The sequence below is a fragment of the Limnospira indica PCC 8005 genome (assembly GCF_000973065.1).
In the GTDB taxonomy this organism is placed as follows: Bacteria; Cyanobacteriota; Cyanobacteriia; order Cyanobacteriales; family Microcoleaceae; genus Limnospira; species Limnospira fusiformis.
In genome coordinates, this window is sequence record NZ_FO818640.1 from 1,644,339 (window position 1) to 1,671,118 (window position 26,780).

The following is a 26,780-nucleotide window of genomic DNA, read 5'->3' on the forward strand; positions in this document are numbered from 1 at the left end:
TGAACTGTGTTAATTTTTTTTAACCAACCCCCCGACCCACACCCTGGACCCACACCCGTGGCTGTTGGAGAAATCACTTTCCACTGGGTCCCCCATAGCCGTTTCTTACGGTCTATTTAGTGGTAGCTTGGCGATTATTTAACATAGTGCGATCGCCTCTTTAATGGTATCATATCCAACTCATAATTTAACTACAATTCAGGCAGAATTATATCACTGGGAATTAATTTCCGCCATTAACTGATCTAAAAACTCCCGAACTTGGTTCAGCTTGCACATTCGATAATCCCAATGTCCGAATCGACCATCGCTGTTAACAGCTTTCACCCAGCGCAAAGCCGCCGCCTTTTTCTCCTCGGTTCCCTCGTAGATATAACCCTTGGTTTCCAGGATAACGTAGTGGGTGGCGGTAGTTTTCAGACGGATGATAAAATCCGGGTGGTAGTCGCGATCGCTGCCATCATAATAATAGGGAATAGTAAACCCTAGCCGTTCATTTTTCACGAATGCCTCAGTAATTGGGTGAGTGTCGATGATGTAGGCGCTGGCTTGTTCCCATTGATCCGTATCTGCTACCACACAGTTGATATGGCAATGCTGGACACTGTAGACTTTCTTACTGGTCCAGAAATTGATATCATCGGTTGAGCCATTACCGCGATTAGCTTCATATTTGGGAATTTCTGGGGCTTCTCCTGCGTCAGTGTCAGGGTAAATCGCACCGTTGAGATTTTCGATCACCCAACCATAATAGGGGGCTAACCAAACATCAACCAACTGACACGGCTTGACCACCTTGATTTTTTCGGTGAGGTAGCGATCGCAAATAGTTCGCAGTTGAGGGAAGAGAACATGAGGCGGCGCTTCACAATTGGGATTTTGACAATAGGTTTTAGTCAAATCTGCGGCTAACTTAAATACTAACTCTTGCAGCCTTTTCCCTTGGCGGTAAGGATTGAGATCCAAACTTTTTAACTTACCTGGGCCACAAAGACTGGGGCGACCTTGATTATTGGGGAGAGTGGCTTTAATCTGCACCTCTGGTGCAATATTGAACGGGTCAATTGTCAATGGTGCGATCGCATCCCAATCCACAGTCACGCGATTTTGGATACCCTGACAGAAGCCTTCCACTCTGGGAAATTCGATGCGGTATTGTGTCTTTCCCGCGACCGAGTAAATATGGTGGCGTTTTTCAGGTTTCTTGAGTTTTCCCCCTTGGGGATTGGCTTTAAAGGGGACAACCTCAAAGGGAACCCCGAAGATATTAGCGGTTTCCTCGGCAAATTTACCGTCTTCGGTGAGTTCATAGCTACGTCGCCGCAAACCTCTCCCCACCACTTGCTCACAGAGTAACTGAGACTGAAAGGGTCGGATACCGATGATGTGGGTCACAGTCCGAGAATCCCAGCCTTCGGTCAGCATTCCCACGGAAATGATACAGCGGATATCCCGACCTGGTGGATGAAGCGATCGCCCTAATTTCATAGCCAGGTCATAGAAATCTTCCGGGTAGATAGGTCTTCCTTGGTCATCACAGGGCCAGTTAACCTGACCCACTGTATCCAGGGTAAAGCGCATCCATTTCGAGTCATCGGATCTGCTGTTCCCGGACTCCAACTCTTCCACCACTTTCGAGTCTACGCGAATGGTATTGGTTTCGGTTTCACTATTGCGAAGGGATGCCAAACCTAATGAGGGGATGTAACCTGGTTTAATATCCTCAGCAATCCATTCATAGAGGACCTTGGCAATTTTGGTATTTTTGCAGACGATGATAAAAACTGGCGGTCTGGGGTCATCGGGGTTTTCTGCCCACAGTTGACGGGTGTTTTCCCAATTCCCACCTAAGATGATAATAGGGTGTTGAGTATGTTTTAGTACAGCTTCCGGTTTCGGTGCGCTGCCTTTTTTACCCCGTTCTGTTGGGGTCATTTGGTTGGTAATCCATTTCCAAATGTTAAAATAGGCTAGTTCTGCCATTTTAGCTCCGGTGGTATCTCGCGCGGGAAGCTGGGGGATTTTCACTAACCCCGATTCAATGGCATCCATCAAGCTAAAGTCACTGACTACCCAAGGAAACGGTTTATTGCTGTCTTTTCCAGCGGCTTGTAAATAGTACGGGGTAGCCGATAAATCTACGCACAGATTCACCGTCCGGTATTTGTGGATGCGATCGAGTCCTTCCACCCAGATAGTGGCTTCCTTTTGGCTGTAGTCGGTTAGTTCCTCATCCTCATCTTGCTCTGACTCAGCTTGTGCGATGCGGTAGGCGTGATGTGCTTCATCATTCAGAACTAGGATGCGTTTTTTGTTCCCAATTTCAGCGGTCAGTATGCGCCGAATCCAAGCCGCGTCACTTTCTAGGTAGCGGGTTTGTTCAACTTTCACAGTTTTGAGATTTCCTTGGCGATCGCGGTCTTCCTCCAAAACTTTAATCTGTCCCAGGTGTTGCTGTTGTTCCAACTTTTCCAGGGTCAGGTAGCGGGTCCCTCGCATGGTGTCATTTTTTGCGCCAATCTTAATGGCTTCTGTGGTAGTAACCGGAACTCCCACTTTCACCACTTTGGCTGACTCATTCCCTGGGGTGGGAGGCGATCGCTTTTCAAAAATATGCCAATTAGTCACCAACACTTTCCCCCGTCTCAGTTTATCCATCAGGTGAGGGGGAACCAAGTCTCGCATTCTGTACAAGCTGGCTTCCCCATTCGCCGGGTTTAATTCTTCTAAGCGTCTCTTGATAGTCACGTTGGGACAGACAATCAACACCACATCAGAGAATTTGGGATTTTGGCGATCGCTCACTTTATTGAGAATTGACCACGCCGCCAACATCCCCATTACCGTCGTTTTTCCCGAACCCGTAGCCATTTTGCAAGCGTAGCGGGTGAAGGTTTTGAGAGTTACATCAGCAGGTGAGTCAATGGGAACATCAATTCCTTGCTTTAAATCTCCTCTGGCTTCGGTTAGGAAAATAATTGTTTCCGTCGCTTCCATTTGTGTAAAAAATAGACGGTGTTCTCTCCCTTCTCGCTGCCAGTAATTCAGCAAGTCTAAAGTAGTCCGGGTTACGCCGGGATAACCGAGCGATCGCCATTCTTTGACCCTTTCCCTCAGTTGGTTAACCAGCGTCATTTCATACCCCGGATAAAACTCTTCCACCGGGGATGGTTTCAGAACCTCCCCCAAATCCCAATCTACATTACCTTCTAGTGGTGGATAAGCGATCGCTGGACGACGACCCTTAATCAGTTCCGGTTCATAGCCATCTCGGATAAACCAATAGTGGGACGGTTCATCAAACGGCGAATTAAGGATTGGTTCGTTTACTTCGTAGGTCATCGTTATAATTCTCCATTTCTTTAAACTAAATATTTTTGATAAATTCTCCCAGATTATGAGCCTAGAAAACAATCTTTTCTTCAATCCCTTCACCGATAATCAGTTTTGGCTTATCAATCCTTATCGGTTTCCTCATTATCTCATCTCCAAGTTCAAAGCGATAGAAGTTTCAATATTTTCTTGTTCATAAATCGCAGCTTGAATAAAATTAGTTTCCGGTTTTCTTTCCAGTCGAAAATATCGAAAGTCATAGCTTGCTAAATTCTCAAAGGCTTCGTGAGCAGAATTAATACATTCCTGGCTATGAGTTGTGGCAAAAATTTGGGTGTTAAATCTCTCGCTGGCTGCCGCTATTGATTCCCAGATTTTAGCCATTACCGAATAGTGTATGCCATTTTCTATTTCGTCGATTAAAACCGTCCCTCCTGAAGCATTCATGATAGATAAAACCATCGATAATAACCGACTCATACCCTCTCCCATTAACGAAACAGGAATTAAATAATTCCCTCCGATATCACCATTAATCATAGGGACTCCCCCTGTCACCAACACAGATAAGCGTTTTAGTCGTGGTTCTAATATCTTCAGTATTTCGACAATTTCATCCTGCTTATTTTGAGCCTCCAAAAAGCTAAATCTTTCCGCGTCTTCAGTTGGGGAAATTCGCAGGCGACTACTAATAAAATAGCTGGGGGAAAAAGTGGGAATTTCTAAGTCTTCCGGTGATTCATCTTGGTTGACTATACCTAAACGTGGCGTATCAGGTTCTTCCTTGTCTGGTGCTAAAAACATGGTAAATTGTAAAGGTTTTTGGTCTCCAATTTTGAACTCTAATTTCAAATCTTTAAGGGTTTTGCGTCGGTGAGAAGTCAAAGTTAGGGGAAATAGTCTGGGACTCGCCGCTTTTTCTAGGCTTAATTTCAGTTCGCTTTTAATGTCTTGTTCATCGATAACTTGGATTTTAATTGCTTTATTGGCTTTTTTTTGGTAGAATAACCATTCACATATTTCTTCTACGTCAAAAGTCCTGGGACTAAAAACTCCCCTATCAAAGTTTAGCTTCAAGGGAATTTCCATAGAACCCAAGCTGGTCATTAAATAAATGGCTTCCAATAAAGCAGTTTTGCCAATATTGTTCATTCCCCCAATTAAGTTGACTCGCTCTATTTGGCTAATAGTCAAGTCTTCAAAACATCTAAAGTTTTTGACTGTGATACTTTTAAACATAATGGAAAACTCATATCTACTTCGATACAATTTCAATTTTTTATGCTGAGAATTATTCGTTAATTGTTAACTCATCTACTCTCACAATTAAATCTTCTCAGTAACTAACAATTCATTGCCTCGGTCATCAATCACCTTAACCGCAATTTCTTTATACTCCCCCGGTTCAAAAGGTGCGCTTTTGGTTCCCGCCAAATGTTCCCAAACTTCATCATCATAGGTTCCTTTTAGTGCTTTTTTAATACCCTCCCAAGCACTGGTGCGGGGGAAGAATGCTTGATTAACGTGGAAACATAGACCATTATAGTCCGTGTCGAGAAACCATGCGGGGACATTTTTTCCGGGTTGTGATTCCACCTCCATTGTGGTGGGGTCGAAAACATCCAAGCCTAGTAACTCTACTTGATATTTTCCATCCTCCGTCCTGTGTACTTTAATTTCAGGGAGTCCACAGACACTAAAGATTTGAGAACTTTTCATGTGTTTGAGTAAGTCCCCCATCAATAAATCAGGGGTGGCTTGAATATAAGTAGCCGGAATACTCATGGTGTCTTGGCAGTGTTCCACAAACTGACGCGCGATCGCTGAAATAGCAAAGCCAATCACAAATAAATGAGCATACTTTTTCGAGTGTGCTTCCCGCGCCGCTTCAAATACTGTCCGTTCCGCGATCGCTCCATTTTCTGGCCCAAACAGGAAGGCGATCGCTTTCTCAGTTTCACCGGTTTCCGCAATTTCTAAATCCCTTGCTTGAGTCATCGCTTCTGCTGATAAATTTCGCGATCGCGCCGTTTCCCGAACTTGATAGAGCCTAATCGTGCGATTTTGGGGAAGGTGCAATATCGGAGACTTCCTGAGAATTTCCAGCATTCGCTGTTCATAAGACCTACTATTTTCAATCACCACCGCTTCTGTTTCCGGTTCCTCTTGGTTTTCCATATCCACCGGAGGCGGTATCGTTCCCTCAATGGTAAACGGACTACACACCCGCACAATACTGTTATCCATTTCGGGACGGTCTACTAAAATTTCCTCCGCCGGAGGTTCATCATTAGCAATACTCTTGAGGGTAATATGCGGCACAATTCCCCCCACTTCTTCCCCTTTCTTGTTCTGCTTCCGTTTATACACAAACCCACCACTGGGGGAATTACCGTCTTTTAGTTCATACCACGGGAAAGTTGCGGTTAATAGTCTCTGTCTTGCTAAGGCTAACGGAACTCTACTCACATCACAAGTTATCCACCTTCTCCCCCACTGTTCCGCTACATAAGCAGTCGTCCCACTTCCGCAGGTTATGTCGAGGACTAAATCACTGGGGTCTGTGGTCATTAATAGACAGCGTTGGATGACTGTAGAAGTGGTTTGAACTACATACATCCTACTTCCAAACTCAATTGTGTCTTGCCATGAATTAATTAGTGAGGTATAGCCAAAATCACTAAGGTACAGTTTATAGTAAAGTTTATTCCCAAGGGTAAATAGTCTATTTTTATTTTTTAAACGTTCAATACCCTCTTGAGTTGTTCTCCAGCTTTTTCCTTTAACAGGATAAAATGTTTGATTATCAAAAACAATAGGAAAAGTGCATGAAGGAGTATAACCAGATGAACTTAAGTTAGAACGCTTAAATATTTTATTTTCCCTAGCGGTATTTTCAAAGTCAAGCATTTCACTTTTGTCTAACTTGCGATATTTGCCATTGTCTACATCAGCGAAAGAAAACTCTGTCCCTATCCCTACATTTTTGGGAACAAAAATATTTCTATATTTAATCGAATTTGAATCTTTGGCATACCAACAAATATAGTCAAAAACTGACTCAATATTACCAGACTCTAATGGCATCATCGTTTTAAAATTTATGTTGGCAACAAAATTCTCCGCCCCAAAAACCTCATCCATAATTTCCCGGACATGATGAACATTCTCATCAGAAATCTGGACAAAAACACTGCCACTCTCAGTTAATAACTCCCGCGCCAATAATAACCTATCTCTTAAATAAGATAAATAACTGTGTAACCCCAATTCCCAAGTATCGCGGTAGGCTTTAACCATCTCCGGTTCGCGGGTGAAGTGTTCATCCTCGTTGTGTTTAACATCCCGTTTTTTCACAAAAGGCTGAAAATTCGAGCCAAACTTCACCCCATAAGGCGGGTCCATATAAATCATCTGTACTTTCCCCGCCATGCCTTCATATTGTACCAGAGAATTCATAGTGATTAAAGAATCCCCCAAAATCATGCGATTAACCCAATTTCCTTGGTATTCGTAAGCCCTCAGAATTTGGTCAGTAATCGACCATTGGGGGTCATTAAATAGGTCGAAAAGATTAAGTTGATCACCCCCAATTTCATGAGATTTGAGAGTTTCAATAATCGCCCTAGTCGAAAGTCTTTCATGCACAAATAGTGGCAATGTTGGCACTTCCAAACTGCTGCGTTCTGCTTTTCCAGACCAATTAAGGAAAGGTTCCCCCATAGACTTCAACTCAAGCGCGGCGGCTTGTGCTTCTTCCAAACTGGTAGCATTGAGAATTTTAGTAATTAAAGCCTCCGCTTTTTCCCTGGCTGGGTTTTCATCCCAATTTAACTCCGGTGCGAGGGAAGAATCATAGCGATAGGTAACGGGAGGTTTAGGCTTCTGAAATTGTGATTCTGTGCCAATATCCGGTCGTTGGGGATGTTGTTTATTGTGGGTGTAGTCCTGAACTTCTTTCAGCTTTTTGGGAGTGTTTTTTCTAGGCATAATTACTCCAGGGGTCTAGTCTGGTAGATAGCAGTTGAGCGAACCCAATCCTCTCTCAGACAGTATACACTCTCCGCTGACATCATAAATATAAAGATTTTCCCATCATTATTCCCCGTCAAAAACCAGGAATTTTAAGATTAATTTAACAATTGCTGAAACCGACCAATCACAGCCTGTCAATTGTCAATCCCCAACCGCCAAGAAATCCCCACCCCAAAGCGATCGCACCTATTGGGACAGCCATATCATTATGCGATCGCTTCTGAGATTTGACCATGAACCGAAATTAAACTCTGATCAAAAACCACAGAAGTCATTAACTATTATGGCTAACAATTAGACAAGTTTAACCGTCACTTAATAGCTACTTTAGCTTGTCCGATTTCACAAGTCATTCCTTGACGACACCAACCCGCCCCTATTATATCATTGAACATCACATCTACATCAACTACAGAAACTTTAAATTCCGCATTTGGGGGCGCACTGAGGCTAAATCTGCATAGATAAGAATTGGAACAGTTAGGGTTCTTAATACTGTCAGGTGTAGAACCATCAGGAATACAAACAGTTCCCAATCTTTGATTAGACAAACAAATTGCCAAATCCGGGGCTCCATTTAATACATCCCAAGACTCATTGTTATATTTGCTCTGTTCCACTGCAACATCAACGGTTATTATATCAGCATGAGACGGTTCAGGAAAGCCGAATACAATTAAAACTAGCAGGACTAGACATAACACATAACTCCTGAACAAATTACGGAAATCCCAGGGTTGATAAATCCCTTTATTTCCTAGTAATTTGGCTAGTGGCGGCCGATATTTAAGGTTAATTTGATGCAGTGTATACATGGAATTTCACCGATTTATAGTTAGTGTTACTATCATTCTGCCAGCACAACCCGCCACTGACAGCATACCCCCTATTGGAGAGGGTAGCTAATCGCCGAACGGCTGTACAAGACGCGAACCAAATCCTCTGTCAGACAGTATACACTCTCCGCTGACATCATAAATCTAAAGATTTTCCCATCATTATTCCCCCTCAAAAACCCCGATTTTTAAGATTAATTTAACAATTGCTGAAACCGACGAATCACAGCCTGTCAATTGTCAATCCCCAACCCCCAAGAAATCCCCACCCCAAAGCGATCGCTCCTTTATTCTCCTTCCCCATAGCCGTTTCTCACCCTCTAGTTAGTGGTAGCTTGGCGATTATTTAAAAGGTGCGATCGCTCCTATATGCTACTTGATTAATCATGTAATACATCCCACGCAGTCCCTCTCCCACCTGGGGAGAGGTATTGAGGCTTAGGGTAATATTTTCAGCCAATTCTCAACAACCTGTCATCTCCAATTCCACCTCAATTAATCGCGTTTTTTCGGGTTACTTTTACTCATTTCTTGACTCAAAGATTCTAAACTCAAAAATTCATCATTATCATCGATTTTTGATGATGATTTATTTTCCGCCTGTTCAAAACTGCTCAAGATATCATCAAGAGTTACATCAGAATCACCCCATTCCGTCAAAGGATTATCTGATACAGTTGCCGATTTTTCGGGTTTACCCGCCGAATTAGAAGCAGCAGAACGCGATGTTTTAACACTCGAATTTAGCTCGCCAAACAAGTTATCAAAAGTAATCATTTCCTCCTCAGAAGGCATAGAAATCGGTTGATAATCCTCCCCGGAATCTTCAGCTAAGATATCTTCAGCTAAGATATCTTCAATCTCATTAGATTCCGGGCTCTCTAACCTAGCCAATTCTGCCTCTAATTGTTCCAGGGTACTCTTATCAACTAACAGCCGAGAATCCATCGATTCATCATCATCGCTACCATCATCAACACCCGGAAGCAAATTCTCATCAGGAGAAGCATAGATAAACTGTTCATCCTCCTTTAAATTGGGTTCTTCAAAGATATTACTAAAATCTTCAAAAGTATCCTGACTAGCAGATGGAGAAGCCTTTTGATTGGGCGTGTCTCTATTCATCTCTACTGGCTGATTTTGATTGATATTTTCGCTCAAAATATCGTCATCCTCCCAGAGAAGTTCCTGAGCATCATCTGGCTGTAAACTTCCGTATAAATCTAATTCTTCCGACACAGAGAAGCCATCAAACGGGTCTGACTGGCTACCATTTCCACCCCCCGCAGAAGATACATTTCTCCGAGTTTCTCTCGCCACTGGTAGCTCTTCCTCTGGGGTATCCTTAAACAAATCTTGAGTATCCAACCTCAGATCTTCCTCATCAGGTTCTGATTCTGATAAATCTGTAGATGTCTCTGTAGATGTCTCTGAGGTATCCCCAAATAAATCCTCAGCATCCCAACCCCCATCATCTACCGATTCAGGAGAGATATCAGCAGCAGTTTCCGCCACTATATCATCACTATCATCAGCCTCATCATCACCGAATAAATCAGCACCCCAATTCCCCTCATCTACGGGTTCAGGGGGGATATCAGCAGCAGTTTCCGCGACTATATCCTCTTTTGGTTCCGGTCGTGGTTTTGATTCGATGGGAGTTTCGGAAACTCTAGTGGGTAAGGGAAGTTCCACCCCCGCAAAAGGAAAGAAATCATCGTGATCGGGAACAGAAGATATCTCTGGAGACGGTTGAGTTTCGGGAGTCATAACCACCCCCTGCTGACCGATCGCATTAGGTTTAAGCGGGGGAGTACCCTGTCTAGGTTGTAGGTCAAGCAGTTGTATAGAAGATTGAAGTTCAGAGGTTGTAGCCTGACTCAACTGCTGGGTGAGATAATTAATCCAAGCCGAAAGAATCACCTCTCCCTGTTGTCCCAAACCGTGCATTTTCTCAATATTTTGGGACAGAGATTCCTGATAAGTTTGTAAATTGCTTTGTAGGGCTTCAAAAATGACACTTAAACTAGAATCAAGGGTCATCAGCATCTGATCAGACTGAGCCTGTAGAGTCCGCATTTGTTCCAGTCGTTGGGCTGGAGTGAGTCGGGGTAACATCTTAGAAGTTTCCAACTCCTCCGCATAGTCCCCACCAGCATCAGAAAAAACCCGAACATCGCGGCTACTGTTTGCGCCTTCACCTCCCCGACGACCCAAAGCCGTAGTGGACTCACTGGGGGTAGTCTGAACAGTATCCCCCAACAGCAGGGCGTTAATAACCTGTTCCTCCAGGTTACTGAGGGTTTCGCTAACACTCTCAGTGAGACTTTCCTGAAGACGATTCATCAATTCTTGCAGAAACTCTGTAATAATTTGCTGCTGGTCGTGGGATTGGTCAACGGAGAGCAGATTTTCCTGTCGCCGCAGTTCTAAAGCTCTGATATCCTGTAATAGCAGTTGTCGCTCATGGCGTAACTCTTCTACCTCAGACTTTAGCAAAGCCGAAAGTCGCGATCGCAAATAACCCATTTCTTCCCGCAAGGCTTGCCAAAAATTCTGCTGTTGGGACTCCGAAAGAGATGATGGGTCAGCGGAACCTGTAGATCTCAGGGACAATGAAGAGTCATCAATATCTTGTTGAAGAGATACGAGATAATTCCGAACACGCTGCAACACTTGACGGGCGCGGGTCACGGTTTCCCCAAAAGCCACCCAAGGTAGCCTGGGGCTGGGTTGACTCAGTACCTCGTCAATTTCAGCAATAAGAGTCTGAATTTGATCCTGATGAGAAGTCAAGGGAGGGACCTCAATTTACTAGCGTTTGACGAGAAAATTTAACCGGGATATCAATATAGTTTGAGTTTCAATAGTCCAGATTTAACCTTTAAAATAGTGTTGTTAGGAGTAGGCGTAGCTCGATGCTGGGCCCAAAGTTGGGGGGACCACCCCCAGCTCACATCTGTGAGTTAACATCCAATTTAGGTTAATTTTGGTAGGATACAGTGATTTTGACTCTATATCCCTTTAAAATGATAACCTGCCTGTGCCAATCTAGTTCTCAACTCATCCCTGGTTAGTCTACTGTGTAGGCTGATGCCCTCAATTATAATCAAAGCCAATCTCGGATTACATCCGTAGTCAAACCTTAGCTATTGTAGTTAAGTACAACGAAACTCCACAATAATAGTGGTATCGTTTGACTAAAGTTGGCTCTGTGAATGGTGACAGTCAATTGTCTATTGGACAACTCCTGCTAACTAGCCACGGATAAGCGCTAATTTCAAACATCATAGCCCAATGGAAGATCGGTACTTCTCCCGCGAGTCACAATCAGATATCACCCGGATGATTCTCTCGACTGCCTTTTTTGAGGGTTTACCCGACGAGGTAGCCGAAAGAGCCACCTCTCATGTGGTGGGTCGAAGCCACCCCCCCAATCAAGTGATTTTGCTGGAGAATGATTGGGGTAGCTCAGTATATTTTATCTTAGATGGTTGGGTCAAAATTAGGACCTACAACCTTGATGGTAAGGAAGTTACACTCAATATTTTGGGGAAAGGTGAATTATTTGGAGAAATGGCAGCCCTTGATGAGGTCCCCCGATCCACAGATGTAATTACCCTCGCCCCAACCATGATTGGCAATATGCCAGCTCAGGATTTTGTCCAACTGATTAACACGGAACCATTGGCAGGTATTAGGTTGGCTCAGTTAATGGGCCGCCGTCTGCGTCAGGTTAATCGGCGGTTACGGTTGCGTGAGTCAGATAGTGCTTCACGAGTGGCAGATATTTTGTTGTTTTTGGCAGAAGGACAAGGTAAAACCACAGAATCAGGAACGACAATTCCTAATTTACCCCACCGAGAACTCAGCAGTTTGAGCGGACTAGCTCGCGAAACTGTGACTAGGGTACTCAGTAAACTGGAGAAAAAGGGATTAATTCATCGCGATCGCGATCTTCTCAGCATTCCCGATGTTCATGCCCTAGAGAGGATGTTGGTTTAACATGGGTTAGCGGTCTTGGTGCTACCATGGCCTCGCCTAACCTCGTTCCTGACCTAAGATAGCATGAGTGATTTTTCTAACCATAGCCCCCAACCATCTCCTAAACCATCGGACAGTTTCCCTTCTGTCTCCCCCCTCGTCATGGTGGAAACTGCCTTTCTGGCATCCACGGCTAGTTTGATTTGGTTTATCAACTACTACTTTCCTCTCGGTCCTCTGTTGCGAGTCTTTTTTCCCCTACCTATTGCTTTGCTATATTTGCGCTGGGATCGACGGGCGGCGATTATGGGTGCTGTAACCTCTGGGTTACTTTTGACAGTTTTAATGGGTCCTACACGCAGCATTCTCTATGTGATCCCCTATGGTTGGATGGCTGTGGTTTTGGGCGGCTTGTGGAAACGAGGAGCCAAATGGCCGGTTACTGTGGCGATCGCCTCCTTAATTGGCGCTATTGGCTTCTTTTTCCGTTACTGGCTGCTGTCAATTCTCTTGAGTCGGGATTTGTGGGTTTATGCGACTACCCAAATTGCACAACTGCTAGAGTCTATCTTTATTCGTTTGGGGATACTTGCACCCCCAAGTTTACTATTTATTCAGATTGTGGCTGTATTGATGGTTTTGGCTAATAATATCGTTTATCTGTTTTTGGTGCATTTGGTGTCTCTGTTGATGCTCGATCGCCTTAAAAGTCCTATTCCCCGCCCCCCCCGTTGGGTACAGATTTTGCTCGACTATGAGGAATAATGGCAGTCCGAATTTATACACAGCCCCGTAATGGTCAGGCTTGGTTAAGCCAATATCGACACCAAAAGCCCATTTTTGCCTGTGTTTTGGGATTTACGGAAACGGGTTTAATTCCCGGAATTTCCGCCGCTGGCGCTACACCTGCCGATCGCCGCCGCACCTATCTCGCAGACGCTGAATTTCTGGTCACAGGTCCTGTGCCATCTCCCCGTTATCCTTTACCGCCTTTGGTGGCTGGTGCTTCCCCGGTATTGATTTCGCGGGCTGTAGTGGCGGCGCTGAATATCCCGATTAACTTATTTAATGCTGGGGTTCCGGTAATTCCTTGTGTACCAACTATCGACCTGGGAGGAGTCCCGGCTAAGTGTCTCAGTTCCGGCGCTGCTTTGAACTCTACCATAGTTCAACATCTATTTGAGTCGGGGTTGGCTTGGGGCGATCGCATTGCTGCTATGGCTGATGATAGTTATGTGATCATCGGAGAATGTGTCGTCGGGGGAACTACCACCGCTCTGGCTGTGTTGATGGGTTTGGGAATTCCCGCGGCCGGAAAAGTTAACAGTAGCCACCCCCAGTGTAACCATGACCAAAAATTAGCGATAGTTACGGCGGGACTCCGGGCGGCTCAAATTACCCCAGGTCAAGTCGATCCCCTGACACTGGTTGCTGCTGTTGGCGACCCTATGCAAATTGCGGTTGCTGCTATGACTATTGCTGCTAGTCGCCGGGTAGGGGTTCTTTTGGCGGGGGGAACCCAAATGCTGGCTGTTTATGCTTTGGCTGAGGCGATCGCTTCTGCTAAAAATCTTTCCTGGTGTCCGGGACGGGTCGCGGTTGGTACTACTCGCTGGGTTGCAGAAGATACCACAGGGGATACTGTCGGACTCGCTAAGGCGATCGGTCCGGTTCCCCTATTGGCAACCCAACTTGATTTTACCCATTCCCATTACCCCCAACTACAAGCATTTGAGCAAGGATATGTTAAAGAGGGTGTCGGAGCCGGAGGATGTGCGATCGCTTCCTATCTGTGCAGTCAGTGGACATTAAGCCAGTTACTGACACAAATTGAACAGCTTGCTGGCCATCTCTAACCCCTCTCCCTTCAAGCGCGCACCCGCCGAGACAATAACTGCTCTTCTAAGGCGGCAATACGATTGTAAGCAGCAGTAAGCTGCGCTGTCAAACGCTGGATCTGAACATCTGCACTAAACATGGTTTCTTGGCTTACCATAGTGCTGCTATTTATATAGTGATCATCACTTAAAATATCTTTGTGTGTACCCTGGCGTTCCTCAAATCTTACAGTCATTGCTGGGGAAGGAACTGGGTATAATCCACTATTGTATTTGCGATCGTGCAGCTCCGATTCTTCCATCACCACACTGCTATCTGTCAGTCCTTCCTCAGCAGTCCGAGTCAATGAAAACATTTCCGAAAAACCATGATCATCCCTAGGAATATTTCGGCGTAGCTGCATGACTACCTCATACAGCGCATCCACTTTATTTGTTAAGGTCATGACTTGTTCTGTCAACATATCCATAGATACTCCATGCTAGGTGATTAATAATCTTTGCCCCCATCCTAAAACAAGATTCCGCTAACCCCTGATTACTTCCGATTTATTTAACCTTTTAACTTCCCATTGAAGTTTACCCAATTCCTGGGGCGATATACTCCTATACCAGAGTCAATCTCTGGCAGTTCAAACCTTAATATAACTTAAAGAATTCCCCCATATATATTCATAATCATGGGCGAGACTATTTCCCACTAATTTGCATAAGTATATTTACGGTTGAAGGCTGCCATCACTCCACCAATTCCCAGCCCAGAGGGCTTGACTAAATATTTGACCAGAATTAAATCCGATAATTAAAGCAAGTGTTGTGTCTGATGTTACCAAATTTTCTCTGATGAGATTTAAGCCAGTAATGACAGTACAATGGTTCTAAACAACAAAGTGGCAACCCATCGCGATCACCCCCGTACAGGTGAGGGTCAAGAATCGGGGAACGCCACCCCACCTTATAAATATGTCACTGAACCGACGATCTTTCCTGTGGGGAACAAGTCTATTAGCACTGGCGGAATTAATCGGGGGATGTGATACCCCCACAAATTTTCGGGTCGAGTTGCTAAATGGCTCTGTTCCCGTTCAACTGGTAAACCGCTTTCGCCGCCAACAACCGCAGCGGCCTGGGTTAAGTTTTGTACCCAAGTTTAATCTCGAAGACCTCTACCAGGAATTACAAGCGGAAGCCACTAGCAACCCCGCTGATTTAGTCATGATTGGCGACTATTGGCTATCAGCAGCCATTAGAGAGGAATTAATCGAACCCCTCAACCCAGAGGATTTATCCCAGTGGCAGCAATTACCCGAAAACTGGCAAAACCTAGTTAGACGTAACCCAAATGGAGAATTGAGCAACTCCCCAGAAGGTCAAATTTGGGGCGCTCCCTATCGCTGGGGGACAACAGCGATCGCTTATCGGGTTGATAGATTTGAGAAATTAGGCTGGACTCCAACCGACTGGCAAGACCTATGGCGGTCTGAGTGCCAGGGTCGTATCTCCCTATTAGATCAAGCGCGAGAGGTGATTGGTTTAACCCTGAAAAAATTGGGCTACTCCTACAACACCCCTGATCTGGATCTAGTTCCCGACTTGAAAGCGGAATTGGAACAACTACACCAAAATGTCCGCCTCTATGATTCTAATAACTATCTCAAACCCCTAATTTTGGGTGATACTTGGCTGGCTGTCGGTTGGTCGGGAGATATTTCTCCCCAAGTGCAACGACAACATAATATAGCGATCGCTATCCCTAAATCTGGTACTGCTTTATGGTCTGATGTGTGGGTCAAACCGATCGCCACCAGTGCCACGAATAACCCCCTAGTTCAAGCCTGGATTGATTTTTGTTGGCAACCTGAAATAGCTACCCAAATGTCATTATTGACTGGCGCAACCTCTCCCATAGTTTGGGGAATGTCGCGAGCCGATTTACCCAAGGATTTACGGGAAAATCCGCAACTGTTACCGGATACCGATATTTTAGAACGCAGTGAATTTTTGCTGCCCCTAACTGTTGCCAGTATGCAACAATATCAGCGCCTCTGGCAGCAGATCCGTTCCGTAGTGCGATCGTAGCGCCTTCCCCGGCTACAAAGCTAGTAAGACACTGATGATGATAATAATCACAATAGCCAGCCCTAGGGGGTTTCTTCGTACCCATTCACCCACAGAGTGTGGAAATCTCCCCTGGTGGTTGACAAACGGCTGAGGCACAATTGGTTTACTCCGGTCTTGATAGAGAGTGCATTCCCTGGCATAAGGACGTTTGGGAAAGTTGCAGGTGTCGTCTTCATGATAAAGACAACTCTGGCACAGAAACTCCCCTTGATCAGCGCGGTGTAACGGAATACCCGGATGACCAAAAGCCTTGAGTTCATATTTGCAGTAGGGACAGGCGATCGCCTGAGAATCAACGGGTTGACGACAACGGGGACATTCTGGCATAGGAAAATCAATAGCGATCGACAGTAGGGGGCTTCCAACAAAAAAAGTGAAAAGTGATACAGTTTGTTTGACCGTAAATCTAGCTTAAATTGTACTAGATACTTAAAAACCTATGGATGACAACAATTTACTCAAACAGCTTTTGATGATCGGCATTGGTACCACCTCCCTGGTAGCCGAGAAATTGCAGGAGGTTACAGATCAGTGGGTCAAAGAGGGAACCCTTAACCCAGATGATGCTAAACGCTTTATTGATGAGATGATGCAGCGCCTGAAAATGGATCAACAAAGCCTGGAAGAGTTGATGCAGCGCCAGATTAAAAATATGATGCAGGATATCGGTGTTCCCCGCCAGGCAGAACTTGATGAGTTGCGGGGACGCTTAGACCGTTTAGAACGTCAGATGCGAGATTTGGAAAATCGCCACTGGCGCTAAGGACCATAACCTGTCAAACTGGAATAGTTACCACCAGTTTTTCTGTCAAATTTCAGGTGTACTCAATGGGGTCATGTTCATCAAAACTTAGGAAGCCAGAACCCTTGGCTATGTCCCCATGGCGGAATGACTCCCCTTGATGTATCTGAATCAACAGTTAGCCGGTTCTTGGTAAAATGATTTTCCCTAACTTAACTGAGGAGGACGATAAAAGGTGCGAGAAATTTTGATCAGCTTTGGGGTAATTGTGGCCTGTTCCCTGGTTCTCATTGTTGCTCAAATTACCTATTCTGGAAAAGAAGCTAATGCTTCCAATATGGGAACCCAGGTCAGACCTGAAACCGAAATCAAGGTTCAGGAAAGGAAGGTTTCTACCAATTCCTTGCTGTCAGGAGGTATAGCAGCACCGACAGCTAATTTCACCATTGCTCAAAATATGACAAATACAGAAGAAAACCTAGTTACAACAGATTCCGGTCTCCAGTATGTGGATTTACAGGAGGGAACTGGTGCTAGTCCCCAAGCGGGTCAGACAGTTACGGTTCACTATACCGGAACTCTGGAAGATGGCACTAAGTTCGACAGTTCCCGCGATCGCAATCGGCCTTTTTCCTTTACAATTGGGGTTGGTCAAGTCATTAAAGGCTGGGATGAGGGAGTCGCCTCTATGCAAGTAGGGGGACGCAGAAAACTGATTATTCCTGCTGACTTGGGATATGGCGCTCGCGGTGCGGGTGGCGTGATTCCTCCGAATGCTACCTTAATTTTTGATGTGGAATTATTGAAAATTTCCTGATAGCAACTCACAGCTAAACTAGGGCAAAATTGACTCAACACCCAGATCTCATCCGGTTAACGGTGGTTAGATTTGCCCTGGTTTTCCCTAGCCCAGCACTTGACAAAACCATTTATTAATGGTAGGGATTTAAAAATTTGTGATCAATCCCCTTTCCCAACCCTAGGCTTGGTATAACCCTGGTGCTTCCAAGGTACAATCGCTGTTTGATTAATTAACAGATCTGTCGCTGCTGTCAATATCCTAAACTTGGCATCTAGGCAGGACTTATTTTAACTTAGGAGTCGAGGAACAGATTGCTTGTGGAAAAAATTCGGATCGCAATTGTTGGTATTGGTAACTGTGCGAGTTCTTTAATCCAAGGGATTGAATATTATCGCGACAAAAATGCCCAGGATGCCATCGGACTTATGCACTGGGAAATCGGCGGCTACAAACCCTCTGATATGGAGGTGGTCGCCGCCTTTGATATCGATCGCAGAAAAGTTGGCTTAGATGTGGCAGAGGCAATTTTTGCCCCCCCTAACTGCACCACAGTTTTCTGTTCTCATGTTCCCCCAACTGGGGTTAATGTGTCAATGGGTCGCATTCTCGATGGTGTAGCAGAACACATGGTTGATGTAGATGAACGCTACAGCTTTCAACCCAGCGCGCGACCTGAACCCTCGAAAGCAGAAGTAGTCAAAATTTTACAAGACTCCCGCGCAGAAATTCTAGTTAATTATCTGCCTGTTGGTTCCCAGGAAGCTACCGAATTTTATGCCGAATGTGCCTTAGATGCTGGGGTCGGTTTCGTCAACTGTATCCCCGTATTTATCGCCAGTAATCCCCTCTGGGAGGATAAATTTAGACTTAATAAGGTTCCTATTATCGGCGATGATATTAAATCCCAATTAGGCGCAACTATTACTCACCGCGCCTTAGCTAATCAATTCCAAAAGCGAGGAGTCAAAATCGATCGCACTTACCAAATTAACACGGGCGGAAATACGGACTTTCTGAATATGTTAGACCGTCGCCGCCTCGACTCGAAAAAAGAGTCCAAAACTGAGGCAGTTCAGAGCGTGGTGCGAGAACGTCTAGCCCACGAAAATATCCACGTCGGACCTAGCGATTATGTTCCTTGGCAAAAGGATAATAAAGTCTGCTTTATCCGCATGGAAGGACGACTATTTGGAGATGTTCCCATGAACATCGAATTGCGCCTGTCTGTGGAAGATTCTCCTAACTCAGCCGGAGTAGTTATCGATGCTATCCGCTGCTGTAAATTAGGACTAGACAGGGGACTTGGCGGCGTGTTGGACTCTCCCTCAGCCTTTTTTATGAAGCATCCGCCAAAACAGTTCGTTGATGATGAGGCATACGAAATGACGGAACGATTTATCGCCAACCCATCCTAAAAATGGCGATCGCGTAACTCAACTCTGGGACACCCGTTAACCTGCGGGTTCCTAGGGCTTCTAGTTATGCTTATGTTCTAGTTCAGCTTGTCGCAAGGCTTCCAAAACAGACCCGGCGACAAATCCCATCATGGCTCCCCCTACAGTATATGCTTGGGGATGCCGGGACTGGCTGTAGCCAACATCATTATGAACAGAAACCACGCCACAGCATTGATAGGGTTTTGCTGCTATATGAGACATAGCCAAACCAAACACAGACCCTATACCAGCCATGACAATTCCCGAAAAAATCACTAGCCTTATATTCATGGAAACTCCTGGGTCGGAAACCCCGTCCTTCCAGGACGGCTTTACAAACCGCCTATCTTCAGGCTAACAGAGAATCATCCTATATAGGCGAAAAATTAACGAAAATTAACGATACTTCCCCAATTGTGGCAGGCTAGTTAGGGTTACCTATCGATCAAATTGCCTAGAGAAAGATAAAGGAAGCAATCAGCATGAAAAGTGTACCAAAGAAGAGTATATGATTAATCCAATCATCGGATGACCAATCTTTAAACATTAGCTTATTCTTGAATTAATTAAGGGTGAATTTTGCGAAAAAATGTGATTTATTGTAACCCTTAATCCTGGGTTTTTCCATAGGTGGGGTGCGTCATAAGGATGAAATATAATATTAAGGGGAAGATTGATAACTGACGCACCAGAAACACGCGCAGGGTGGATTAAACGCCACATCGAATCAATCTGGCGAGGAAATAGACTGCCATTTTAGCACCATAAGCCGATCGCCACCAGTTAGAAGGATGACATCCAGGGGGGGCAGATATAGTAAAGTTAAGGTCTGGATAATCTAACCATTTATGTTCTTCGCGCCACCCCAAGCGATCGCTTACTTGAGTAAGCAAATCTATGTCAATCTTAGAGATATCATCATCTCCCCCTAAGTCGGTATAAATTTGTCGTTGAACGCTAAAGCCAAAGCGATTATTGCTATACTTAACCCAGAGGCTATCGATAAGATGTAGAGCGCTACAGGGAAAAATCATGACATCATCAGGCTTCAAATCATCATGATAAGCCTGAGTAGCAATTTCCAACATCACCTTAGTAGTTTCTAAATCTGCTTCTCGCCAATTTCCCTCAGCCAGCAAATTCTGTAACCGTCCGTAACGGTACTTATCACTAAGCAAAGACAAAATCTGGGCTAAAGTATCCTCCAATTTAGTAACTCTTTCCTCAAGGGAGGAGGAACTAACCGGAGCATGGGAAGTTTCCGAGGTTTCCAGAGGTAAATTTGGGGAAGGGGTAGGATCTTCAGAAGGTAGATCGGTAGATTCAAATTGCTGTGTATCTTCAGACATAATCAGTTTTATAGGTAATGCAGGTGCTAATTTTCGGTAAGGGTATGATCTAAGGGTTGACTTTGTGGTTGGTGTTGTTGATGTCCATTGGTCTGAGAACCATTAGAGCCAGAACCATTAGAGCCAGACCCATTAGGTCCAGACCCATTAGGTCCAGAACCATTAGAGCCAGAACTATCAGAAGGTTGAGGCTTTTCACCTTTGAGGAAACGAGCCTCAAGGGTTTTAATAGCAATATAGAGGTTAGGAGTAATCAAGAGACTCAATAGAGTTCCGACTAACATTCCGCCAAAGATAGCAGTTCCCAAAGACCAACGACTAGACGCACCGGCACCGGAAGCAATTACCAGAGGCCAGAATCCGACCAAAGAAGAGATCGCGGTCATCTGAATAGGTCGGAAGCGTTGCTCTGCGGCTAGTGCTGCTGCTTTCTGAATATTAAGTCCCTTGTCTCGTAGTTGGTTAGCAAACTCGACAATGAGAATGGAGTTTTTAGAAGCCAAACCAATCAACATGACGAGAGCGACCTGAGCATAAACATCATTGTTAACTACAGGCCAAATGCCGCCAGCCATCAAGACATTAGAACGGAACCAAATAGCAGCCAAAGCGCCCAAAACAGCGAGAGGGACGGCTAACATAATAATGAGGGGGTCGATGTAGCTTTCATATTGTGCGGAAAGGACTAAAAAGGCAATGACAAATCCGAGTCCGAAGATGACGATCGCCGCACCGCCAGCAGCTTTTTCCTCTAAAGCGCTTCCTTGCCAAGCATAGCCGAAAGATGGGTCAAGGGTCTCGGCGGCGGCTTGTTCAATAGCTGCAATGACCTGTCCAGAACTGAAACCCGGAGCGGGGTCAGCCTGAATTCTCATAGATCGATAAAGATTAAAGCGGGTGATAATTTCCGGCCCGACTATTTCTTCAAACTTAACCAAGTTTTCCAAAGGAATTAAGTTCCCATCAAGCGATCGCACTGATAGGCGGCCGATATCAGAAGGATCAGCCCTAAACTCGGATTCTGCTTGAGCCACAACCCGGTATTGTCGTTGTCCGAGGACAAAATCATTGACATATAGGGAGCCAAAATAAATCTGTAGGGTGCTAAAAACATCACTGATATTGACATTGAGAGCCAGAGCGCGATCGCGTAATACCTGGATATTTTTCTGACCCTTAGATGCAGAAAACTGGCTAAAAGCCCTACCCACAGCCGGATATTTATCAGAGTTCAACTGAGCCAGTAAGCGATTACCATTTTCTACCAAAGCAGAAATCGGCAAATTACCACTGCGGTCTTGAATTTGGATTTCCACCCCCCCAGTGCTACCCATACCAGGAACCGGAGCGGCATTAACCGCAAAAGCCTGTACTGCTGTAACCCCTCTCAAAGCTCGATTAATGCGACCGAGAACCCCATAAACGGACTGTTCCGGGGTGGGTCTTTCACTCCAAGGCTTTAGCTGAACAAACATCACCCCCTGGGATGGATTAAGACCATCAAAACCAAACCCCGCCGCCGCGAATACTGATTCAACTTCTGGTTCTTCTAAGATCAGATCAGTAATTTCCTCAGCAGCATTAGCGGTGTAGTTAAGGGATACGCCATCAGGACCCTGTAGAATTACCAAAAAGAAGCCTTGGTCTTCTTGGGGAACAAATCCAGTAGGTACCCAGCCATACATAAGGACAGTCAGCACCAAACCACCGACAAAAATCCCCATCACCAGGGTATTAATCCGCACCAGAAACCGAATCAACTTGGCATATTGATTTTGTATGAAGCCAAAACCTTGGTTAAATTTCTCAAAAAACCATCCTAAAGGCCCCTTAGTTTTCTTAGCCGGACGCAATAGCACCCCAGCCATAGTCGGAGAGAAGCTGAGGGCGTTAAATGTGGAACAGATAATCGCAAAAGTAATGGTTAGGGAGAACTGCTGAAAGATGATTCCAGTAGTTCCGGGGAAAAAGGCAACGGGAATAAATACAGCCAGCAATACTAAGGAAGTGGATATGGTAGCGCCAGTGAGTTCTTCCATTGCGTCTAAGGCGGCTTGTCGTGGCTTCATGCCCTGAGCAATTTTACTAGAAACTGCTTCCACAATGACGATCGCATCATCAACGACCAAACCCGCAGCCAATGTACAACCAAACAGTGTGAGGGTATTGAGTTCAAACCCCATCGCCTTTAGACCTGCCATTGAGCCAATGAGTGCCACTGGGATAGCAATAGTAGGAATTAGGGTTGTGCGCCAATCCTGCAAAAACACAAAAATTACCAAAATTACCAGGGTAATAGTTTGCAGGAGGGTGATCACCACTTCCTGTAGGGAGGCTTGCACAAATAGAGTTGTATCATAGGGAATGGCATATCTAACCCCTGGAGGGAAAGATGCACTCAACTCTTGCATCTTTGACTTGACCGCCTCGGCTGTTTCCAAGGCATTACTACCGGGTCTTTGGTAAACAGCCATCCCCACGGCGGCTTGATTGTTATAGGTTGCGTCAAGGTTATAGTCCTGTGCGCCTAACTCTACCCGACCTACATCTGTAATTTTAATCAGAGTGCCATCGTTTCCGACACCAACCACCAATTCCTCAAATTCGGAGACATCTCGAAGGCGACCCTGAGCGCGCAAGGGGATCTCAAATCTTTGCTCCGGGGGGGTGGGGGCCTGACCAATTTTACCAGCGCCGACCTGAATATTTTGCTGTCGTAAGGCGGCGACTACATCTTGAGCAACTAATCCCCTAGCTGCGATTTTTTGGGGGTTTAGCCAAATACGCATGGCATATCTACGTTCCCCCAAAATGGTTACACTCCCGACTCCAGGAGCGCGGGTAATTTCATCAAGAACATTTAAATCTAGGAAGTTACTGATAAAAACATCGTCATAAATAGGCTGGTTATTTTGATCAGTATCTGAATAAAATCCCAGTACCAACAGGATACTGGGTGAAGATGCTTCTACGGTGATACCGACCTGTTGAACGACATCAGGTAAACTTGATGCTGCCTGAGATACTCTATTGTTAACGTTAACCTGGGCAATATCTCGATCAACGTTGACAGGGAAGGCTACAGAGACATTAGAAACCCCATTATTAGCGGTGTTTGATGAGATATATCTCATGTTATCAACGCCGTTGATTTCCCGCTCTAAGATGCTAGTCACAGTGGTTTCTGTGGTTTCGGCATCAGCACCAATATTGACTGCAGTTACGTTGATTTGAGTGTTAGCCAGTTGTGGTAGTTGAGAAATAGGTAGCAGCGGAATAGATATCACCCCTACCAATACAATGAGAATGGAGCAAACTGTAGTGAGAACGGGGCGCTTGATGAAGGTGCTAACAAATAACAGCATAGACAATCAAATATAGGTGGTTAAGCATAGCGATCAAGATAAGGAACTTAATTTAGAGCGAGGGGGGGAAAGTAGCCTGATTATCAATGTTATCAGCCAGAAACCAAAGCAACTCTCCCCTATATGAAAGTTGATAATACCCGATTATGGCAATTTTAGGGCTTAGTTATTGGCGGGTGGTATCTAGTATCGGGGTTCCATCTCGCAATTGTAGTATGCCTTCGGTAATAACGCGATCGCCTGCTTGCACCCCAGAAAGCACCTCAAAACTCTGTCCTTGAATGCTTCCCAGTGTTACCGGAGCTTGTCTAGCGACTAAAATGGTTTCCCCGGAGGGGGTAGCTTGTTGTTGTGCTAAAAACACAAAACTCTGTGCGCCAATGCGGGTGACGGCATTAGTGGGAACTGTCACCCCAGTTTCCTGTTGCCAAATTACCCTAGCTCGGACTACTTGATCGGTGCGGAGTTCATTATTAGTGTTAGGGTAAATGGCTTTAGCCAAAATAGTCTGAGTCCCACTTCCGGCGTCAGGAGCAATATAGGATATGCTGGTGGTGCCAATGACTTCCCCAGTTTCTTGGCTTATCAGTTGTACAGGTATCCCCACCCTCAACTGAGGTAATAGGGAAATGGGGATATTGATATTAACCTCTAGGTTCTGGTTTTGTCGGATAGTGGTAACGGTGGTTTGGCTATCGACCAAATCTCCCGCTTTAATCGGCACATTACTGACAATGCCGGAAATAGGAGCGACGACACTATAGTAATCTAACTGTACTTGTTGAGCGACAGCCCCAGACCTAGCCCCTTGGATTTCTCTACCTATGAGGGCTATCTGTGCTTGCTGGGCTTCAATAGCTTTCTCCTGGCTGGCTATTTGAGCCTCTAGGGTAGCAATTTGGCGTTCTAGATCTCGGCGGGAACTTTCCACACTCGCCCTAGCTGCTTCAATGGTGCGCCCTTGACGAGATAAATTCATCCGAGCAGATTGGACTCTAGCGGTGGCGGCGAGAACTTGTTGTTCTTGGTTAGCTACCTCAGCCTCGCTGGTTTGTCTGTCCCGCAGTTTTTCATCATATAGCTCGCTGGAAACTACGCCTTCCTGCCATAATCTCTCGTAGCGCTCGTAGGTAGCCTGTCGCTGTTGTCGCACTGCTTCGCGTCTATCTAATTCGCGACGGGATCCTTCTAGGTTGTCTTGGGCGTTTTGTAGTTCAAATTCTAGTCTTTCCTGTTCTTCAATCTGAGCCTCTAACTCCCGCTCGGAACGCTGTAAATTGGCTCCTTGAGATTGAAATGATAGTTCGGCTCTGGTTCTGGTTAAGTTGGCTCGGAGGGCTTCTAATTCGGCTTCGGCACCACTTAATTGAGCCTGTCTGGCTTGTACTGTGGCGATCGTACCTTCAAAGTTGGCTAACTGTTGGGAACCATCAATTTGAATTATCGGATCTCCTACAGTTACCTGATCACCTAAGCGCACATATACTTCTTTTACTAATCCACTAACTCGCGGTCTGATGATCGAGTTTTCGATACCTTCAACTCTGGCATTATATTCGCTGCTGAATTGAACATCGGTGGTATCTACGTTTTCTATCTTGACGGGGACGGGTGGGCGACCAATGGCTTGAGGTTCGGCTGAACAAGCATTGATGAGTACAAATAATAATAGCAGGGGTAGAGATGCGCTAGTTTTCAATAATATTTTGTTCATGGTACTGTCGGGCAATTCGATGAGGAGATTTTACCAGGTTTAGAGGTAAATTTTCGCCTGACCCTTGGGTTGAGGATGAGATAAATTACTGATATTTTACGGTCATTAACACTCCCGGCTGGGGATTATTGCGGTTTTTCCCAGGGGTTGACAGGAGGCTTTGATGAAAATTATGGATAGCTGACTCAAGCCCGATCGCACAGGGGGGAACGCACACAGAGATATAGCAGAGGTCCGAATAGGGGAATGAGTGTCACCAACCATAACCAAGTCGGAGCCTGGTTGCCGCGCCGCGCGATATCATCTCCTAATAAGGCGGGAAATAATACTGATAATAAACAGAAATCCAGGCTCATCACGTGAATAAAACGGCTATTTTGCCATTGATAGATAAAGTCACGCCAATCTCCCTGAGTGATACCATAAAAGACTAGAACGATCGCTCCTACCATTAGCACTATGGCTGTGAATTTGCTGTCCCAAATGCGGATGAAGAGATTGGGAACTCCAGAAAATTCGGGGTTAGGTTTGCGCCACACCAAATAGGGTAAAATGGCGAAGGCACCCACGGCAAAAGATGCGATCGCAAAAAGCCACGCGGGGTTTTTTTGACCTTGACCATCGGCAAAAATTACACAGCAGTAAATTAACGGCCAAATTCCCATGAGATTAAATAGGGATATAATCAGGGGATTAATCCCCTCCCAATTCCCTACACTCAGGTTTTTAATCAAGTTAAAAGTAATTTCTGGCTGGTCTGGCGGCGCTAAGAAAAAGGCATAAATCACGAAGGTCAACCAGACCATCGCTAAGGCAATTTGAGAAGTTTTGACAGGGTTTTGGCTAGATACAATCATGGTATAAATCTGTCTAAGGCGGCTTTTAGTTCCTCAATTTCCACGTCTATATTACCTTCTTTAGCTGCTCTGGCTATACATTCGGTTAAATGTTCATCTAGGATAATTCTAGCGACGCGATCGAGAGCCCCCCTAACGGCCGCAATTTGCACGAGTACATCGGGACAGGGGCGACTTTCTTGGACCATAGTTTTGACACCGCGAATATGTCCTTCAATGCGGGAGAGTCGATTGATAATACGTTTGAGTGATTCCTCGCTATGGACATGGGGATGAGTATGAGTAGAAGGGTCCCCATGGTGGCGATCGCTCACAGATACGCTAGGAACCCGGTCTGAATCTGATCCGATCATTTAACCCTGTGCCAA

At 45.3% G+C, this 26,780-nt stretch carries 20 protein-coding genes; 7 read left to right on the forward strand and 13 right to left on the reverse strand.

Features of this window, described 5'->3' with window-relative positions; all coding sequences use genetic code 11:
* Positions 1–213: 213 nt before the first annotated feature.
* From XZ46_RS07245 to XZ46_RS07265, 5 genes are all read right to left on the reverse strand, one after another.
* Entirely contained in the window at positions 214–3,342 is a 3,129-nt protein-coding gene (locus XZ46_RS07245; RefSeq protein ID WP_048894990.1) for a BPTD_3080 family restriction endonuclease, read from the reverse strand.
* A gap of 135 nt (positions 3,343–3,477) precedes the next feature.
* Positions 3,478–4,572: an AAA family ATPase gene (locus tag XZ46_RS07250; protein WP_048894991.1), complete on the reverse strand. Its 1,095-nt coding sequence runs from the start codon at positions 4,570–4,572 to the stop codon at positions 3,478–3,480.
* 87 nt (positions 4,573–4,659) lie between these two features.
* On the reverse strand, positions 4,660–7,323 hold the full coding sequence (locus XZ46_RS07255) for a site-specific DNA-methyltransferase (protein ID WP_008049356.1): 2,664 nt from the start codon (positions 7,321–7,323) through the stop codon (positions 4,660–4,662).
* A 356-nt stretch (positions 7,324–7,679) separates the two neighbouring features.
* Entirely contained in the window at positions 7,680–8,183 is a 504-nt protein-coding gene (locus XZ46_RS07260; RefSeq protein WP_006620750.1) for a hypothetical protein, read from the reverse strand.
* A gap of 516 nt (positions 8,184–8,699) precedes the next feature.
* Positions 8,700–11,000: a hypothetical protein gene (locus XZ46_RS07265; protein ID WP_006620747.1), complete on the reverse strand. Its 2,301-nt coding sequence runs from the start codon at positions 10,998–11,000 to the stop codon at positions 8,700–8,702.
* Positions 11,001–11,501: 501 nt separating this feature from the next.
* Here XZ46_RS07265 and XZ46_RS07270 point away from each other — a divergent pair.
* The 3 genes from XZ46_RS07270 to cobT all read left to right on the forward strand — a co-directional run bounded on the left by XZ46_RS07270 (position 11,502) and on the right by cobT (position 14,044).
* A complete protein-coding gene (locus XZ46_RS07270) occupies positions 11,502–12,209 on the forward strand; it encodes a Crp/Fnr family transcriptional regulator (RefSeq protein WP_006620746.1) in 708 nt (235 codons plus the stop codon).
* 63 nt (positions 12,210–12,272) lie between these two features.
* Positions 12,273–12,953: a DUF2232 domain-containing protein gene (locus tag XZ46_RS07275; protein WP_008049360.1), complete on the forward strand. Its 681-nt coding sequence runs from the start codon at positions 12,273–12,275 to the stop codon at positions 12,951–12,953.
* The gene (cobT, locus tag XZ46_RS07280) at positions 12,953–14,044 is read left to right on the forward strand and encodes a nicotinate mononucleotide-dependent phosphoribosyltransferase CobT (RefSeq protein ID WP_008049362.1); all 1,092 of its coding nucleotides are present in this window, start codon (positions 12,953–12,955) and stop codon (positions 14,042–14,044) included. The genes XZ46_RS07275 and cobT overlap by 1 nt, the downstream gene beginning before the upstream one ends.
* An 11-nt stretch (positions 14,045–14,055) precedes the next feature.
* Here the strand turns inward: cobT and XZ46_RS07285 are convergent, their stop codons facing one another.
* On the reverse strand, positions 14,056–14,490 hold the full coding sequence (locus XZ46_RS07285) for a hypothetical protein (RefSeq protein ID WP_228116505.1): 435 nt from the start codon (positions 14,488–14,490) through the stop codon (positions 14,056–14,058).
* Between the two features lie 499 nt (positions 14,491–14,989).
* On the opposite strand from XZ46_RS07285, the gene XZ46_RS07290 reads away from it, so the two are divergent.
* Positions 14,990–16,105: an extracellular solute-binding protein gene (locus XZ46_RS07290; protein ID WP_006620741.1), complete on the forward strand. Its 1,116-nt coding sequence runs from the start codon at positions 14,990–14,992 to the stop codon at positions 16,103–16,105.
* Positions 16,106–16,117: 12 nt separating this feature from the next.
* On the opposite strand, the gene XZ46_RS07295 is transcribed toward XZ46_RS07290, so the two are convergent.
* A complete protein-coding gene (locus XZ46_RS07295; protein WP_006620740.1) occupies positions 16,118–16,474 on the reverse strand; it encodes a zinc ribbon domain-containing protein in 357 nt (118 codons plus the stop codon).
* A 112-nt stretch (positions 16,475–16,586) separates the two neighbouring features.
* On the opposite strand from XZ46_RS07295, the gene XZ46_RS07300 reads away from it, so the two are divergent.
* The 3 genes from XZ46_RS07300 (at position 16,587) to XZ46_RS07310 (ending at position 19,106) form a co-directional block, all read left to right on the forward strand.
* Complete coding sequence (locus XZ46_RS07300; RefSeq protein WP_008049368.1) at positions 16,587–16,910, forward strand: phasin family protein; 324 nt, start codon at positions 16,587–16,589, stop codon at positions 16,908–16,910.
* Between the two features lie 214 nt (positions 16,911–17,124).
* Complete coding sequence (locus XZ46_RS07305) at positions 17,125–17,706, forward strand: FKBP-type peptidyl-prolyl cis-trans isomerase (RefSeq protein WP_006620737.1); 582 nt, start codon at positions 17,125–17,127, stop codon at positions 17,704–17,706.
* Positions 17,707–18,008: 302 nt separating this feature from the next.
* Positions 18,009–19,106, forward strand: a complete 1,098-nt coding sequence (locus tag XZ46_RS07310; RefSeq protein ID WP_048894992.1) for an inositol-3-phosphate synthase — start codon at positions 18,009–18,011, stop codon at positions 19,104–19,106.
* A gap of 60 nt (positions 19,107–19,166) precedes the next feature.
* Here the strand turns inward: XZ46_RS07310 and XZ46_RS07315 are convergent, their stop codons facing one another.
* From XZ46_RS07315 to XZ46_RS07340, 6 genes are all read right to left on the reverse strand, one after another.
* Positions 19,167–19,418, reverse strand: coding sequence for a hypothetical protein (locus tag XZ46_RS07315; protein WP_006668022.1), 252 nt, complete (start codon positions 19,416–19,418; stop codon positions 19,167–19,169).
* A gap of 419 nt (positions 19,419–19,837) precedes the next feature.
* Positions 19,838–20,476 (reverse strand): GUN4 domain-containing protein, encoded by a 639-nt coding sequence (locus XZ46_RS07320; RefSeq protein WP_006668021.1) that lies wholly within the window; start codon positions 20,474–20,476, stop codon positions 19,838–19,840.
* A 26-nt stretch (positions 20,477–20,502) separates the two neighbouring features.
* Entirely contained in the window at positions 20,503–23,841 is a 3,339-nt protein-coding gene (locus XZ46_RS07325; protein ID WP_008049370.1) for an efflux RND transporter permease subunit, read from the reverse strand.
* Positions 23,842–24,007: 166 nt separating this feature from the next.
* Positions 24,008–25,555: an efflux RND transporter periplasmic adaptor subunit gene (locus XZ46_RS07330; RefSeq protein ID WP_008049371.1), complete on the reverse strand. Its 1,548-nt coding sequence runs from the start codon at positions 25,553–25,555 to the stop codon at positions 24,008–24,010.
* 185 nt (positions 25,556–25,740) lie between these two features.
* Positions 25,741–26,412, reverse strand: a complete 672-nt coding sequence (locus XZ46_RS07335) for a hypothetical protein (protein ID WP_008049372.1) — start codon at positions 26,410–26,412, stop codon at positions 25,741–25,743.
* Entirely contained in the window at positions 26,409–26,765 is a 357-nt protein-coding gene (locus XZ46_RS07340) for a metal-sensing transcriptional repressor (protein WP_008049373.1), read from the reverse strand. The genes XZ46_RS07335 and XZ46_RS07340 overlap by 4 nt, the downstream gene beginning before the upstream one ends.
* Between the last annotated feature and the right edge of the window lie 15 nt (positions 26,766–26,780).